This window comes from Leisingera sp. ANG1 (genome assembly GCF_000203975.2).
In the GTDB taxonomy this organism is placed as follows: domain Bacteria; phylum Pseudomonadota; class Alphaproteobacteria; order Rhodobacterales; family Rhodobacteraceae; genus Leisingera.
This window is the reverse complement of sequence record NZ_AFCF02000011.1, coordinates 48,855-64,845: the sequence shown is the minus strand read 5'-3', so window position 1 is coordinate 64,845 and position 15,991 is coordinate 48,855. Positions and strand designations below refer to the sequence as shown.

The following is a 15,991-nucleotide window of genomic DNA, read 5'->3' as shown; positions in this document are numbered from 1 at the left end:
ATTTAAGACCAGAAAGAAGCGGCAAGGCACCCTGCCCGGCCGCTTCTTTCTGGTCTTAAATACCCGCGCCGCAGGCCGCCGCTTTTGCTGGGAAAGCGGCGTTCGGCCCCGCTTGAAAAAGGGTCAGCATGATTGACCAAATGTTTCGCGCGCGAAACATTTGGTCCGGTCCGGACCTATTTGCGGGCCGCGGGTTTTGCTGCAGCGCCGGGCGCAGAACGGATCAGGCCCGCTCCGGCACATGGCCGGAGCGGGCCCGGTCAGGCGGGCGGCCCTCCCCCCTGGGCCGCTGCCTTTCCTGCCGCCGCCCGGTCGGGGGGCGGCGGGTGTCTGTGCGGTTCCCCGCCTCAGGTATCGCCTTCCTTCAGCGCCTGCGACATGCTGGCGAGCACCGGGCTGATCAGATAGTTGGCCAGGGTCTGGCGGCCGGTTTCGATCATTGCCTGGGCCGGCATGCCGGGCAGGGTCTTCACATTGGGCAGGGCCGCCAGTTCCGCGTCTTTGATGCGGATATGCACCGGGTAGTAGGTCTCGCCGGTGGCCCGGTCGGTGGTGGTGCCGGCCGCGACCATCACCACTTCGCCCTGCACAGGCGGGGTGGAGCGGAAGCTGTAGGCGGTCAGCGACACCCGCGCCTGGCTGCCCATCGACACCTCGTCGATGTCCGCCACTGCAACCCGGGTTTCCACCAGGAGGCCTGCATCCTCGGGCATCAGCTCCAAGAGGGTGCGGCCGGGATCGACCACCTGGCCCAGGGTGTTGATCTCAAGCCCGACCACCCGGCCGCTGCGCGGCGCGCGGATGGTCAGCCGCTCCTCCACATCGCGGGTGGCATCCAGCCGCTGGCGCAAGTCCAGCACCTCTTCCTGCACCTCCAGGCTCTGGGCGGCGATCCGCGCCACCCGGTCGCGGCCGGTCTGCAGCAGCCGCTCTTCCATCTCGCCGATCTGCTCCAGAACATTGCCGCGGTCGCTTTCCAGCGCGCCGAGGGTGCCCAGGAGGTCGCTTTGCTGCATCTGCCGCTGGCTGATGCGGGTTTTCGGCACCAGGCCCTTTTCGAACAGGCCGGTCAGATCCGCCAGCTCCGTCTGCACCAGATCCAGCTGCTCCTCGGTGGCGCGGATGCGGGCATCGCGGCCCTTGAGCTGGTCGCCCAGCTGGGTGATGCGGCCCTGGATGATTTCGATCTGGCCCTGATGCAGCGACTGGTTGGAGGCCAGCAGGTCCTGCTGCACTGCCACCAGCCGTGCCAGTTCCGGCGCCGCGGTGATCAGCCGGTCCAGCTCGGCGCCGGGCTGCAGGGTATCGGCCCCTGCCAGATCAGCCTCCAGCCGCGCCTGCTGCGCCAGGGCGCTGGCCAGCTGGCTGTTCAGGATCGACAGCTGCGCCTGGATCCGGCGGCCGTCGAGCCGGGCGATCACCTGGCCTTCGCGGACGCGGTCGCCTTCATTCACATTCAGCTCGCGCAGGATGCCGCCTTCGAAATGCTGCACCGCCAGCCGGTCGCCGGCCACGTTGAAGCTGCCGCCGGCCACCACCGCGCTGGTCAGCTCCGCCTTGGAGGCCCAGAACACCAGCCCGCCGAACAACCCGAAGCCGCAGACCACCAGCCACAGCACCAGCTGGCGCACCCGGGTGGGCGGGTGCTTGGGCAGCGGGATGTCCTGGCCGGCCCCTGCCGGCATCAGGTCGCGGAAGCCGTTCTGCAGCCCGTCCGGGCTTGTGCTGCTGCGGGCCGGGGTGCGGGTCTCTTGCTTGACCAGGCTCATGCGCTTTCTCCTTCAGCCGGAGGGATCCGGTTGTCCTGGTCCGCCGGGCCCTTGCGGTGGCGGAACGGGGCGATCTTGGGGTCGTCGGGATGCGCCGGGGCGGCCGCCATCGGCTGCGCCGCCGCCTCGATCACCTGGCGGGCCTCGCCGAAGCGGGCCAGGCGGCCGTCCTGCAACAGCGCCGCATGGCTGACCCGGCGCAGCAGGCTGAGCCGGTGGGTCACCGCCACCACCGCAGCGCCGCGGGCGCAGGCTTCCTCGATGGCGCAGGCCAGCGCCTCTTCGCCCTCGGGGTCGAGATTGGCGTTGGGCTCATCCAGGATGATCAGCTTGCGGTCGCCGAAGAAGGCGCGCGCCAGGCCGATGCGCTGGCGCTGGCCTGCGGACAGGAACTCGCCGCGCGGGCCGACCTCGGCGTTGTAGCCGCCGGGCAGCGCCAGGATCATCTCATGCACCTGCGCCAGCTTGGCCGCCGCCACCACATCGGAGGGTTTGGCGTCCGGGTCCATCAGCGCGATGTTTTCCGCCACCGTGCCCTGGAACAGCTCGACCCGCTGCGGCAGGAAGCCGACATGCTGGCCGATCTGCGCCGGATCCCAGTCCGAAAGCGCAGCATCGTCGATGCGGATATGGCCGCGCACCAAGGGCTGCAGCCCTGCCAGCGCATGGGCCAGGGTGGTCTTGCCGGCACCGGAGGGGCCAATGAGCCCCAGCGACTGGCCGGGCTTCAGCTCAAAGGAGATGTCCATCAGCAGCGGATCCGGGCGGCCGTGCAGCACCACGGTGGCGTTTTCCACCGCCAGCCGGCCTTCCGGCTCCGGCAGGGTGAGCCGCTCCGGCGCGGCGCCGAGATGGGCCAAGAGGGTGTTGAGCCGCCCTTGCGCGCTGCGCGCCTTGAGAAAGCCGCGCCAGCCGGCGATCGACTGTTCCACCGGCGCCGCGGCGCGGCCCAGCAGGATCGAGGAGGCAATCATCAGCCCCGGGGTCAGCTGGTTGTTGATCACCAGCACCACGCCGACGCCCAGCACCGCGATCTGCAGCCCCATGCGCGCGGCCTTGGCCAGCGAGGTGATCAGCGCCACCCGGTCGGTGGCCAGCGTGTTGAACAGCAGCGCCGAGAACGCCTTGAGCTGCCAGCGCCCGATCAGCGGGCCGGTCTTGCCCATGGCGCGGATCAGGCCTGCGTTCTGCATCATCTCGGCCACTGCGGCATTGGTCTCGGTGGCCTGCTTGCCGGCTTCATCCATCGGCTTGCGGGCCAGCATCTCGTTGAGCAGCGCCAGGCTGAACAGCACCGCGATGCCCGCCAGCGCCACCATTCCCAGCACCGGGCTGAACATGAAGATCAGCGCCAGGAAGATCACCGACCAGGGCGCGTCCAGCAGCGCCAGGAACACCGGGCTGGTGACAAAGCTCCTGAGCTCCTGGATGTCGCGGACCGGTTCCGCCTTGCGCAGGGCCGGCGGCAGTTCGCCGTTGATCATGCCTTCCAGCACCACCGGGCTGAGCCGGGCCTCGAGGCGGGAGCCGAGCCGCGCCACCAGGCGCTGGCGCAGCATGTCGAAAATAAAAAAGAACACCAGCGCGATGCACGCGCCGGTGGTGAGAGCAATCAGGGTTGGAATGCTGCCCGAGGCCATGACCCGGGCAAACAGTTGCAGCATGTAGAGTGGCGCTGTCAGGATCAGGAGATTCACAAAGATGCTGGCGGTGAAGATGGCTGCCAGCACACCCCTTTGTCCGTCGAATACCCGTTTTGTCTTCATTGTCGTTGCCCCCCGGCTGCACGAAGTGAAGTTGTAAAATCTGGAGGTCAGCGCCCTGGTCCAAGGATGCAATCCTTGGCCGGGGACCAAATCGCTGTCCTGAACCAGGGCTGGACGGGCCCGAGGCAAACCCCGGGCCCGCCGTTCCTATAGCTCAGGCACCGTAGTTGAGGTGGCCCCAGATGTTGTCGTAGCTGTCATCGAAGTCGTCAGCTGTGACCACACGGATCGCTTCATAGCTGCCCGCGTCGCCGCTGGAGACCGCGTTGATGCCGACACCGCCCCATGGGTTGGTGTCATGGCCCAGCGAGGAGAACGGCGCTTCGTTGCCCTGCAGGTCCTTGATGGTGACCCAGGCGCCGCCCACTTTGATCTGGGTATCGCCGCCGGATTCGGTGACCTGTGCGTGGCCGCCAACACCGTCCGGTCCGCCATTGAGCTTCTCGAAGGCGTCCTGCGCCGAGATGTCGCCGTGGACACGGAACAGCAGCACGTCATGATCCTCGTCGATGTCGAAGTCATGAATGGTGTCATGGCCATCGTTCGACGTGAAGCTGTAGCCGTCCCATTCCAGGTCGATGATGAAGACGTCCTTGCCGGTGCCGCCGACCAGCCAGTCGTCGCCGGTGCCGCCTTTCAGCCAGTCGTTGCCGGCGTTGCCGAACAGCTTGTCGTTGCCGGAACCGCCATCCAGGAAGTCGTTGCCGAAGCCGCCCATCAGCTTGTCGTAGCCTTCTTCGCCATAGAGGCAGTCCTTGCCGGTGTTGCCATAGAGCGTGTCGTCGTTGTAACCGCCCTTGAGCACGTCGCCGGCCTTGCCGCCTTTCAGCGTGTCTTCGCCTTTGCCGCCATCGATGAAGTCCTGGCTGCGGCCGCCCATCAGCTTGTCGTCACCGTCGTCGCCGAAGATCACGTCGCGGCCAGTGCCGCCGCTGATGTAGTCGTCGTGATCGCCGCCGTGCAGCGTGTCATCGCCTTCCTGGCCGAAGATCTTGTCGTTGCCGGTGCCGCCAAAGGCCTTGTCGGCATCATCGCCGCCCTTGATGGTGTCGTTGCCGGAGCCGCCTTTCAGCAGGTCGTGGCCGTCTTCACCATGCAGGCAGTCATGGCCGTCATCGCCGGACAGCTTGTCGTTGCCGAGGCCGCCTTTGATGATGTCCTCGCCGTCGCCGCCGCTGACCACATCATTGCCGGTCTGACCGTAGATGACGTCATTGCCGCCTTCACCGAAGATGGTGTCGTTGCCGGAGCCGCCGCGGATCACGTCGTGGCCCTCGACCTTCTCGCCGTTGTCTTCCGGCTCGTAGCAGTCCGGGCAATCAACCGGCTTCATATTGTGGCCGCCGCCATGCTCGTTGGATGCCGTGGACGGTTCTTCGTCGTCGCAGCAGCTCCAGTCGACATAAGGCGCCTTGTAGTGGTCGCTGCCAAGGTTGTCGGCCCGGTCGCCGAAGATCAGGTCGCCCTGGGCGCCGCCTTCCAGCACGTCATTGCCGGTGCCGCCGCGCATGGTGTCCTTGCCGGCACCGCCGTTGACGTCATCGTCGCCTTCGCCGCCGCCCATCACGTCGTTGCCGCGGCCGCCCTGCATCAGGTCGTTGTCTTCCTCACCGAACATGGTGTCGTTGCCGCCCTGGCCGTCCATGGTGTCTTCACCGGTGCCGCCCAGCATGCAGTCGTCGCCATCGACCTCGCCGTTCTTGTCGCCGGTGCCGCTGTCGGCGCCGAAGTCAAGATCGTCGCCCTGGCCCTGACGCTCGTCGCCGAACATCTCGTCGTCGCCGGAGCCGCCGATCACCAGGTCGTCGCCGAGGCCGCCGGACATCCGGTCGTTGCCCTGCTGGCCGTTCATCCGGTCATTGCCGTCGCGGCCGTACATGGTGTCGTTGTTGTTGGAATGGTCGTAATCCAGATTGCCGTAGAGGTCGAACTGGCCGTCGTCGCCCCACATGCAGTCGTCGCCGCCTTCACCATCCATGCAGTCGTTGCCGTCGTTGCCGTAGAGGTAGTCGCCGGCATCGCCGTCGCCTTCCGGCCGGCCTTTGCCGTAGCCGTCATAGCCCCATTTGTCGTCGCTGCCGCCGCGCATGCTGTAGTCGCCGTCGGCATCGTCGCCAAAGATGTGGTCATCGCCGTCGCCGCCGAACACGGTGTCGGCATCCAGGCCGCCCAGCAGGGTGTCGTTGCCGGTTTCGCCGTCGATGTAGTCGCAGCCTTCCTCGCCGTCGATCCAGTCATCGCCGTCGTCGATATAGATCGTCTTGTAGACCGGCACCTCATATTCTTCCCAGGTGTCGTAGTCGATCTTGGTCTCGTAATAGGCCACCACCTTCTCGTAACGGCCCTTGCCGTCGCCGTCGCCGCCGAACAGCTTGTCGTTGCCGGTGCCGCCCTTGATCTTGTCGTCGCCGTCCTGGCCTTCGATGTAATCCTGGCCTTCTTCGCCATCGAGCTTGTTGTTGCGCTCGTTGCCGTAGATCGCGTCATCGCCGGCCCCGCCGCGGGCGTTGTCTGCCGCATAGTGGTCGTTCAGGTTGATGACGTTGCCGCCGCCGTCGCCCTGTTCGGTGGCGCCGTTGTTGTAGTTCGGATCATTCTTGTCCTTGGAGAACTCGATCCTGCACTCCGGATCACAGACTTCCCACTCAGGATTCTGGTCTTCAATACCCATGGTAAACTTCCTCCTCGTTAAAATGCGGGGCGGGGCTGCGGGCGGATGCCCGGGGCCGCGCCCCCGCCGGTGCCGCGGCCCTGGAAGGAATTCCCCGGGGGGCCGCTGGCGCAAAAAGGCGGGATCATGCCTTCTGGGAGTATTGCAGCGCATCCGCGCCGCAGCGGATGCCCCCAAATGGGGACAAAATGCCGATTAAAGGCCGGGCAGCTGCCAGCCGGTGCGGCTTTCGGCAGCCGCGGCAGCGGCCTGGGCCATTTCCTGCAGGGGGGCGTGCCAATAAACCCCGGCCGCCAGACCGGCGGCGCCCAGCAGGAGCGCGGCCGCGGCCAGCCCGCGGCGGCGGCGCGGCGGCGGCGCGGCCTGCGCCAGCGCCTCGGCCACCGCGGCCTTCAGCACCGGTTCGAACTCGATCCTGAGCGCCCCCTCCATCCGGTTCACCGCGGTTTCCAGCTGGTCGATGCGGGCGGTCAGCGCGGCGCGGTCGGCCGCGGCCTTCTGCGCGTGGCGCTCGCCCAGCCCCTCGTTGAGGGTGGTGAACATCTCGGCGATGCGCTTGTGCAGCGCCACCAGGTCGGCCTGGGCCGCCAGCGGCTCGCCGCCCTGGCGCAGCGCGGCGGAGATCTGCGCCAGCACCGCGTTGCTCAGCCGCGGCGGCTGCACCGGCTTGTCCTGGGAATTGCCCTGGGGTTTGTCCTGTGCGGGCTGCTCCATCCGGGCCGCTGCGGCCTGGGCCTGCGCGGTTTGGGGCTGAGCTGTCTGAGCCTGAGTTGCCTGGGCCTGAGTTGCCTGGGCCTGCGGGGCAGCCGGCGCGGGCGGGCCCTGGAACGGGGTGTCCTGTGCCATCTTGTTCATGACGCTCTCCCCAGCGAGGCCTGCCAGGTCAGCCGCTGCGCCATTTCAGCCCGGCCGGGGGCCTGCATCTTGGCCAGCACCCGCTTGGCATAGGTGTTGAAGGTCTGCACCTTGAGGCCGGCGATATGCGCCGCCTCGCGGTTGGAGAGCCCGAGCTGAATGAGCGCCGCCACCCGCGCTTCGGCCGGCGACAGCCCCATTTTCTGGGCCAGCATCTCGATGCGGCGGCGGTCGGGCTGGCGCGGCAGGATCGCCACCACCAGCGGCTGGCCGGAGCCGGCGCAGCGGTAGCGGGTCAGCGACACCGGCAGCCGCATGCCGCTCTTGCGGTCCTCCAGGAACAGGATCAGCTCCTGCGGGCCGCGGGCACTGCCGCGGCGCGAGCGGGCGCATTCGGCGACGGCTGCATAAAAGCCCGCGGTCTCGCCGGGGCGGGCGCAGCTGAGGCGGCCGGACTGGTCGCTCAGCAGGTCGCCGCCATCCAGCATGTCGCGGCCCGATTCATTGCAGTGCAGCAGCGCGCCTTCGGCATCGAGCACCAGCACCGCGCTGTCGGTCTTCTTGGAGACGGTCCACAGCAGCGCGCTGGTCACTGCCGCCTGGGTTTCGCCGGCCAGCTCGCGCAAGGAGTCCTCGCGCAGCACCGGCCAGATCGCCTGCAGGATGTCGCCGCAATGGGCATCATGCGGGCCGCCTTCGAGGCGCAGCGCGATCAGGTCCTCGCTGCCGTCCTCGAAGCTGCAGGTGAACATGGCCCAGCCGCGCCCAGCCGCCAGCTCCGCTGCCAGCTCAGCCAGCTGCGGCTGGTCTGCCGCGGCCAGCTGTGCGGCCAGCATCCGCGCCGCGGCGCCGCCGGGCTGGCGGGGGCGGAAGGCGGTGGCGCTGCCGGGCTGCAGCTGGCGCCGCAGCAGCGCCGCGGCGGCGCTGGAACAGGCGCCGCCCAGGCTGTCGTCGCTGGTCAGCACCGGGGCATGCCGGTGGCCGGGCTGGACCAGGGCCAGATGTGTCAGGGATGAGATTTGCCTCTGGAGAGACCGCGTGAAAAACAACCTGCCCGTTTGCGAAACGGACGCACTCAACATAACCATGTTGCCCCCCGGCATGACATAATGAATGTCTTGAGGGTAGCACTCTGGCGTCAGGGTCAAACCGGGCATAGGGGGTACGCCAAAGGCCGGGCGGCGCTGCGGCCTTTGGCTGGGCGCCCGGGCAAAATACCACCATGGGGGTAGCTGCCGGGGCCGGAAGCGGCGAATCGCTGAAACCTGAGGTTGTGATTCCAAAAAGTACGAATGTCTTAAAATTGTAGAAACCCAATCGGAAACACTGCGTTTCCGCTTTGGGGACAATGCCAAGGGGGTAGGGCGCCGGGGGCAGATCGCGTGAAAAAACAGGCCAGTAGGGCGGGGCAGGCCCCGGAACCGGCACTGCCGCTGCCAAAAAGCACTGCTCCGGGAGGGGAAGTTTCTTAACAATAAAGGCTGGATTCGCTACGGTTTATCCACAGCAATGCGCATCTGAAGTGTTTGAATGCCGGCGTGCGCTGCCTGGTCCGGGACGTTTTTTCCGGGTGTGTTCTGTATTTATCACGATCCGGAAACGGCGGCGCGCGGGCGCTGCCGGGGCCCAGGCGGCGGCAAGCAGGTGAGTTGTGTTCCGGGGTGTGCCGGCGCATTGCAAATCCGGCGGTCTGCGGGGGTGGGCCAGCCGAAACAGCACGCTCCAGGGGGACGGGCCGGAGGCAATTTCCGGCATGTTACGAGTAAAGGAGTTTTGGATGCCTGTGCACGTTGTGGGGGAAAGCAGGCTTCTCAGGGACATGTTTCTGACCATCTGTGAAGCAAACGACTATGAGACCGGGCGCTGTTGCGGCGCCCTGGCGGAACTGCCGCAGCTGCCGGAGCGCGACATGGTGCTGTGCTACAGCCATGCGGCCGGCGCGGAGCTGCAGCAGGAGCTGCAGGCCTTCCGCAGCCGCAACGGCGCGGTGCCGCTGATCCTGATCACCGGCGACGGCTGCCCGGCCTCGGCCCAGATGCAGCTCAGCCAGTATGCCGAGGCGGTGATCCCGGAGCGCAAATCGGCCGGCGCGCTGATTGCGGCGCTGCAGGTGGTGCAGGACGGCTACCGCATCGTGCTGTCCGCCGCAGCGGCGGCAGGGCCGGTGCCGGAAATGCTGAACGGGGCGGAGCCGCAGGCGGCGGCACCGGCCCGCCAGGACGTGCGGCACGGGCTGTCGGACCGCGAGCAGCTGATCCTGGCCAAGCTCACGGAAGGCGCCACCAACAAGAGCATCGCCAATGAACTGGGGATCTGCGAAGCCACGGTGAAAGTGCATCTGCGCACCTGCTTCCGCAAGATCGGCGCCAAGAACCGCACCCAGGCGGCGCTTTGGGCCTCCGAGCAGCTGCCGCCGCAGGCGCACCGCCACTGAGCGGGCTGCGGGCGGCAGCGCCAGACATGCAACAGGCGCCCCGGCCCATGGCCGGCGGCGCCGCTTGCCGGATGCGGGCGGGGCCGGGGCCCGCCGCATCCGGCCGGTGGGCCAACCCGGTGCGCAAAAGTTTTCGAAAACTTTTGCCAAGACTTTTCAAAAAGTCTTGGGCGCCGCTGCGCGGCGGCTGCGCCGGTCTTGACCCGGAACAGGCGGAAACGGCCTGAACAGAGCCTGATCCGCCGCGCCTCCGGCTGGACTTTTATCCTCCGTGCCTCCGGCTAGACCTTTATTCTCCGTGCCTCCGGCACGAGCGCATTGATCCGGGCGATATGCTCCGGCAGGCAGCGGGTCAGGAAATCATATGTCTCCACCACATGGGCGCGGGCGGCGGGGCCGATATGGGCGTAGGGGCCAGGATTGGCCAGCACATCCGCCACCTGATCGGCCAGCGCCTCCGGGCTGAAGAAATCGACCAGCAGCCCGGTCTCATTATGGGTGATCGCCTCGCGCACCGGGGCGACATCCGCCGCCACCACGGTGGCCTGCATCGCCATCGATTCCAGGAGCGACCAGCTGAGCACGAAGGGCATCGTCAGGTAGATGTGGCAGCGGCTGATCTGGATGATCCGGGTGAGGTCGTCATACGGCACCTTGCCGAGGAAATGCACCCGGCTCCAGTCGACGCTATCGCCCAGTTCCTCCTCCATCTCGCCGCGCAACCCGCCGGGGTGCTTGCTCTCGGCGCCATAAGAGGTCTCGTTGCCGCCGATCATCAGGATGCGCGCATTCGGGCGCTGCGCCTGGATCCGGGGCAGGGCGCGCATCATGATGTGGAAGCCGCGGGCGCGCTCCATGTTGCGGGCAATATAGGTGACCACCTCGTCGTCGCGGGTAAGCGGCCTGTCCAGCCGCCCGAGGCTGACCGAAGCTGCCGGATCGGGGCCCAGCCGGTCGGTGCGGATGCCGTCATGGCAGAGATACATGCGGTCATGGAAGCTGGCCGGAAAACGGTCGCGCTGCCAGATGGTGGGCACATGGCCCAGGTCCACCTGCTCAATGCTGGCGTAAGGCACGGAGTTGCGCGCCTCGGCAAAGAAATAGGCCTGGTCGTTGGCCGGGTTTTCCGGGTCGAACCCGACCAGCCCGCCGGTTGTCTGGTAGAAATACTCGAAGAAGCCGATCACCGGCACATCGGGGTAGGGGTCCTTGATGAACATCAGCTCGCCCCAGCCGGTGTGGCCGATGATGATGTCGGGGGTGAAGCCCGCATCCCGCAGCTGCCGCGCCGCCAGCGCCGCGCCAAGGCCCGCGCCGGCCGCCGCCTCCCAGTCCTTGGAGAGGCCGAAGGCGTCTTTTTCCGGGGTGCGGAAGGGCTTGTAGACCACGGTTTTGATGCCCGGGAGCTGCACGCCCCCGCGCTGGGTCAGAAAGACGATTTCATGGCCGCCCTGGGCGGCCAGCCAGGGGGCCAGCTCGCGGTACTGGCCGGGCATGTTCTGATGCACAAACAGGATTTTCATGGGGGTATGCTTGCCGGGGCGGCGGCGGGGATGCAAGCGCGGGAGGCGGGCGCGGGCAGGGAACTGCCGCGGCTGTTGCCCTGCCGCCAGCGCGGGGCTAGGAGTGGCAAAGGCATGAATGCGATGACGCGGAGACAGGAATGCAGGTTGAGGAAACGGGGCTGCCGGGGCTGAAGGTGCTGACACCGGCCCGGTTCGGCGATGCGCGCGGGTTTTTCAGCGAAAGCTGGAACCGGCGGCGGATGCAGGAGGCCGGGATCGATCTGGATTTCGTGCAGGACAATCATTCGCTGTCGCGCGAGCCCGGCACGTTGCGGGGCCTGCATTTCCAGGCGCCGCCCGCGGCCCAGGACAAGCTGGTGCGCTGCGGCCAGGGCGCGCTGTTTGATGTGGCGGTGGACATCCGCAAGGGCTCGCCGTCTTACGGGGAATGGTTCGGCATCGAGCTGAGCGCGGAAAACGGCAAACAGCTCTTGGTGCCCAAGGGCTTCCTGCACGGCTTCATCACCCGGGTGCCCGATACCGAGGTGGTCTATAAATGCACCGATTACTACGCGCCGGACTGCGACGGCGCGGTGGCCTGGGACAGCTGCGGCATTGACTGGGAATTCGAAGGCACCCCGGTGCTGTCCGGGAAAGACGCCGCAGCGCCGGCGCTTGCGGATTTCGCCAGCCCCTTTGTCTGGGAAGGATAAGAGATGAAACTGCGCGCAACCGGAGGTGCGGCATGAAACTACTGGTGACCGGCGGCGCCGGCTTTATCGGCTCAGCCGTGGTGCGGCTGGCCATCGCCCGCGGCCATCAGGTGGTGAACCTCGATGCGCTCACCTATGCCGCCTGCCTGGACAATGTGGCGGAAGCGGCTGAAAGCCCGGACTATGCCTTTGAACAGGCCGACATCCGCGACCGCGCCGCATTGGACCATGTGTTTGAGACCCATAAACCCGACGCGGTGATGCATCTGGCGGCCGAGAGCCATGTGGACCGCTCAATCGACGGGCCGGGCGATTTCATCGAGACCAATATCACCGGCACCTTCAACATGCTGGAAGCAGCCCGGAAATACTGGACCCAGGCGGGCAAGCCGGAGGGTTTCCGCTTCCACCATATTTCAACGGATGAGGTCTACGGCAGCCTGCCTGCCGACCCGTCGGTGCAGTTCACCGAAGAGACATCTTACGATCCGCGCTCGCCTTATTCGGCCAGCAAGGCCGCCAGCGACCACCTGGTGCGCGCCTGGGCTGAGACCTACGGGCTGCCGGTGGTGCTGACCAACTGCTCCAACAACTACGGGCCATATCACTTCCCGGAAAAGCTGATCCCGGTGGTGATCCTCAATGCGCTGGCGGGCAAACCGCTGCCGATCTACGGCGATGGCTCCAACGTGCGCGACTGGCTCTATGTCGAAGACCACGCTGATGCGCTGCTCCTGGTGGTGCAAAAGGGCGCATTGGGACGGTCCTATAATATCGGCGGCGAGAATGAGCGCTCGAACCTGGAGCTGGTCAATACGCTGTGTGAGATTCTGGACGGCAAGCGGCCCCGGGAGGATGGGCGGTCTTACAAAGACCAGATCACCTTTGTCAGTGACCGCCCGGGCCATGACGCGCGCTATGCGATCGACCCCAGCCGCATCCGCGAAGAACTGGGCTGGCGGCCTTCGGTGACGGTGGAGGAAGGTCTGGAGAAGACCGTGCAGTGGTATCTCGACAACGAGGCCTGGTGGCGCGCCCTGCAGGACCGCGACGGCGTCGGCCAGCGGCTGGGCACCGGCAAGTGAGCGCGGCCGGGCCGGCGCCTTCCTCTGTTCCGGAAAAGGACTGAAGCATGACCATCCTCGTATTCGGAAAGACCGGCCAGCTGGCGCAGGAACTGGCAGCCTATGACGGCGTCACCTGCCTGGGCCGGGATCAGGCGGATCTGTCTGATCCGGCGGCCTGTACAGCGGCGATCCGGCAGGCGCAGCCGCAGGCGGTGATCAATGCCGCCGCCTACACCGCCGTGGACAAGGCCGAAGAAGAAGAGGCGCTGGCAACCGTGATCAACGGCGCCGCCCCCGGCGCGATGGCGGCGGCCTGCGCGGACATGGGCATTCCCTTTGTCACCGTTTCCACCGACTACGTCTTTGACGGCAGCGGGGATGCGCCCTGGCAGACAGGGGATGCCACCGCGCCTTTGAATGCCTATGGCCGCTCCAAGCTCAAGGGCGAGGAGATGGTGCGCGCGGCGGGCGGACCTTATGCGGTGCTGCGCACCTCCTGGGTGGTCTCGGCCCACGGCAATAACTTCGTCAAGACCATGCTGCGTCTGGGCAAGGAGCGCGAGCGGCTGACCATCGTCGCCGACCAGATTGGCGCGCCGACGCCGGCACGGGATATTGCGGCGGCCTGCCTTGCGATGGCGCGGCAGCTGACGGCGGATCCGGGCAAATCCGGCACCTATCATTTTGCGGGCCAGCCGCAGACCAGCTGGGCCGGGTTCGCGCGGGAGATCTTTGCCCGCGCAAGGGTAGATTGCGGCGTGGAGGACATTCCCACCACTGCCTATCCGACGCCGGCGGCGCGGCCCTTGAACTCACGGCTTGATTGCACCGCATTAGACACTGTTTTTGGCATCCCGCAGCCGGACTGGCGGCTGGGGCTGGATGATATTCTGAAGGATTTGGGAGAGCTCTCATGACAGCACGCAAAGGCATTATCCTGGCAGGCGGCTCCGGCACCCGGCTCTATCCGATCACCATGGCGGTCTCCAAGCAGCTCTTGCCGCTCTATGACAAGCCGATGATCTACTATCCGCTGTCGGTGCTGATGCTGGCGGGCATCCGCGAGATTTGCGTCATCACCACGCCGCAGGATCAGGAGCAGTTCATCCGCCTCTTGGGCGACGGCAGCCAGTGGGGGGTTGAGCTCACTTACGTGGTGCAGCCCTCGCCCGACGGGCTGGCGCAGGCCTTTATCCTGGCAGAAGACTTCCTGGCGGGCGCGCCCTCGGCGCTGGTGCTGGGCGACAACATCTTCTTTGGCCATGGCCTGCCGAAACTCTTGGCCGCCGCAGACGGGCAGGCCGCGGGCGGCACCGTCTTCGGCTATCACGTGGCCGATCCGGAGCGCTACGGCGTGGTGGCCTTTGACGGGGACGGCAAGGCGCGCGAGATCATCGAGAAGCCCCCCGTTCCGCCCTCGAACTATGCGGTGACGGGCTTGTATTTCCTGGATGGAACCGCGCCGGAGCGGGCGCGTCAGGTCAAGCCCAGCCCCCGCGGCGAGCTGGAGATCACCGATCTCTTGCAAAGCTACCTGAACGAGGGGGCCTTGCGGGTCGAAACCATGGGCCGCGGCTATGCCTGGCTGGACACCGGCACCCACGGGTCCTTGCTGGATGCGGGCAATTTCGTGCGCACCCTGCAGGAGCGCCAGGGCCTGCAGACCGGCTGCCCGGAAGAGATCGCCTATGAGCAGGGCTGGATTGATGACGCCCAGTTGAAGGCACGGGCGGAGAAATTCGCCAAGAACGCCTATGGCGCCTATCTGGAAGGGCTGCTGAAGTAGCGGGCCTGCCTTTCAGGCCGGCGCCGGGTCAAGGGAGGCGTCAGCCTCCGCGCATCTGCGCGGCTTGCCCTTGAGGCGGCGCTGGCCGCCGGTCCCATGGACAAGGCGTCTTCAGGTGCAGGCCGCACCTGAAGCGCTTCTCAGCAAGAAAACAGCGCCGCGCCAGCGGCGCCGGGCCCAAGGCTTCTGCCGCGGCATCTTTGATGCCGCGGGCAAGGCGCGGGAGTTTCCCCTCAGCGGCAGTTTACTCGATCACGCCGGCGCGGCTGAAGACGCCGAAGAAGTTGCCGAAGATGTTGGAGACGGTCAGCACGTCGTTGACTGGCGATTCGGTGGCCATCACCAGGTCGCCCGGGTTGATCTGGAACTGGCGCGCCGAAAACAGCCCGTCGGCGGAGGTGAGGTCGAGCGAGAACACCACCCGCTGCTGGCGCGGGCCGCGCACGCCGGGCGCAATGGCGGATGCCGGGTATTCGCGCAGGATCAGCAGGCCCTTGGGATCGGCCTTGCCGTCCTGAAAGCCGCCTGCCACGGACATCGCGTCCATCGCCGACATCTCATCCTTGGAGAAGATGTGCAGGTCTTCCTCGCCGGTGGCGCCGAAGGAGAGGAAATAGCGCTCGTCCTCCTCGACAAACACCCGGTCGCCGCCGCGCAGCAAGGTGTCGAGGCGCGGGTTGTTCAGCAGATTGTCGACCGAGGTGCCATAGATCGACTGGCCGCGCACCAGCCGGATCTGCGGGTTGTTGAGGGTGGCGCTGATGCCGCCGCCCGCGGAGATCAGCCCCATCACCGTATAGTTGCGGTCGGGCATCGGATAGGTGCCGGGCTGGGCAACGCCGGAGACCAGATCCACCGAGTTGCCGCGCCCCTCGGCCATCGCCAGCTGCACCTGGGCGGACGGAACAACAGGCTCCAGCGCCTCCTGCAGTTTGCGCCGCGCCAGGTCCGGGGTCAGCCCGTTCACGTTCACATCGCCCACATAGGGCATGAAGATGGTGCCGTTGGCGGCGACCTTCATGTCCTGCAGCTGCACCATCTTCTCTTCAAGCGAGGTGAGCAGCGAATTGTCGTTGCTGTCCCAGATGCTGAGCGTCAGCAGGTCGCCGGGCTGGATGATCTGGGTGCGGGCACCCTGGCGGGCGTGCAGCCAGGAGAGCCGTTCCTGCTTGCCGGTGGGCGGCCAGGCCGCCACCGTGGGCAGCAGCGCCCGGTTCACCTTGTAGAGCGCGAAATTGGCATCCGCCTCGCCTGATTCCTTCAGAATCTCCTCGCTGGCGGGGGCGCCGCCGGGCAGGCGGGAACAGGCCGCGGGCAGAAGGCAAAGGCCGGCAGCGGCCAGCCAGGGAAGTAGTTTCAGCATCGGGAGCCTGCCCTTGAAGCGCTCGGGGCGCCCCCTGACCCATGTCTTGCCAATGTCTGGCC

12 protein-coding genes are annotated in these 15,991 nt (G+C 66.8%); 5 read left to right on the top strand and 7 right to left on the bottom strand.

Features of this window, described 5'->3' with window-relative positions; translation table 11 throughout:
• Positions 1-347: 347 nt before the first annotated feature.
• The 5 genes from GC1_RS19200 to GC1_RS19180 form a co-directional block, all read right to left on the bottom strand.
• Positions 348-1,769 (bottom strand): HlyD family type I secretion periplasmic adaptor subunit, encoded by a 1,422-nt coding sequence (locus GC1_RS19200; RefSeq protein WP_019294519.1) that lies wholly within the window; start codon positions 1,767-1,769, stop codon positions 348-350.
• Positions 1,766-3,535, bottom strand: a complete 1,770-nt coding sequence (locus GC1_RS19195) for a type I secretion system permease/ATPase (RefSeq protein WP_052260492.1) — start codon at positions 3,533-3,535, stop codon at positions 1,766-1,768. The genes GC1_RS19200 and GC1_RS19195 overlap by 4 nt, the downstream gene beginning before the upstream one ends.
• A gap of 154 nt (positions 3,536-3,689) precedes the next feature.
• Entirely contained in the window at positions 3,690-6,206 is a 2,517-nt protein-coding gene (locus tag GC1_RS19190; RefSeq protein ID WP_019294517.1) for a calcium-binding protein, read from the bottom strand.
• Between the two features lie 195 nt (positions 6,207-6,401).
• Positions 6,402-7,061 carry a hypothetical protein gene (locus GC1_RS19185; protein ID WP_039137087.1) on the bottom strand — a complete coding sequence of 220 codons (660 nt, stop codon included), beginning with the start codon at positions 7,059-7,061 and terminating at the stop codon, positions 6,402-6,404.
• Positions 7,058-8,026: a helix-turn-helix transcriptional regulator gene (locus GC1_RS19180; RefSeq protein ID WP_237754638.1), complete on the bottom strand. Its 969-nt coding sequence runs from the start codon at positions 8,024-8,026 to the stop codon at positions 7,058-7,060. Before GC1_RS19180 ends, GC1_RS19185 begins: the two co-directional genes overlap by 4 nt.
• An 812-nt stretch (positions 8,027-8,838) precedes the next feature.
• On the opposite strand from GC1_RS19180, the gene GC1_RS19175 reads away from it, so the two are divergent.
• The gene (locus GC1_RS19175; RefSeq protein WP_029204671.1) at positions 8,839-9,495 is read left to right on the top strand and encodes a helix-turn-helix transcriptional regulator; all 657 of its coding nucleotides are present in this window, start codon (positions 8,839-8,841) and stop codon (positions 9,493-9,495) included.
• Positions 9,496-9,776: 281 nt separating this feature from the next.
• Here GC1_RS19175 and GC1_RS19170 read toward each other — a convergent pair whose 3' ends face one another.
• Positions 9,777-11,018 carry a glycosyltransferase family 4 protein gene (locus GC1_RS19170; RefSeq protein WP_019294849.1) on the bottom strand — a complete coding sequence of 414 codons (1,242 nt, stop codon included), beginning with the start codon at positions 11,016-11,018 and terminating at the stop codon, positions 9,777-9,779.
• Positions 11,019-11,158: 140 nt separating this feature from the next.
• On the opposite strand from GC1_RS19170, the gene rfbC reads away from it, so the two are divergent.
• The 4 genes from rfbC to rfbA are packed head-to-tail and all read left to right on the top strand — an operon-like array spanning position 11,159 to position 14,566.
• Positions 11,159-11,713 (top strand): dTDP-4-dehydrorhamnose 3,5-epimerase, encoded by a 555-nt coding sequence (gene rfbC, locus GC1_RS19165; protein ID WP_019294850.1) that lies wholly within the window; start codon positions 11,159-11,161, stop codon positions 11,711-11,713.
• Positions 11,714-11,745: 32 nt separating this feature from the next.
• Positions 11,746-12,798: a dTDP-glucose 4,6-dehydratase gene (gene rfbB, locus GC1_RS19160; RefSeq protein ID WP_019294851.1), complete on the top strand. Its 1,053-nt coding sequence runs from the start codon at positions 11,746-11,748 to the stop codon at positions 12,796-12,798.
• 47 nt (positions 12,799-12,845) lie between these two features.
• The gene (gene rfbD / locus GC1_RS19155; protein ID WP_019294852.1) at positions 12,846-13,697 is read left to right on the top strand and encodes a dTDP-4-dehydrorhamnose reductase; all 852 of its coding nucleotides are present in this window, start codon (positions 12,846-12,848) and stop codon (positions 13,695-13,697) included.
• Positions 13,694-14,566 carry a glucose-1-phosphate thymidylyltransferase RfbA gene (gene rfbA, locus GC1_RS19150; protein ID WP_019294853.1) on the top strand — a complete coding sequence of 291 codons (873 nt, stop codon included), beginning with the start codon at positions 13,694-13,696 and terminating at the stop codon, positions 14,564-14,566. The genes rfbD and rfbA overlap by 4 nt, the downstream gene beginning before the upstream one ends.
• 244 nt (positions 14,567-14,810) lie before the next feature.
• Here rfbA and GC1_RS19145 read toward each other — a convergent pair whose 3' ends face one another.
• Entirely contained in the window at positions 14,811-15,929 is a 1,119-nt protein-coding gene (locus GC1_RS19145) for a polysaccharide biosynthesis/export family protein (protein ID WP_019294854.1), read from the bottom strand.
• Between the last annotated feature and the right edge of the window lie 62 nt (positions 15,930-15,991).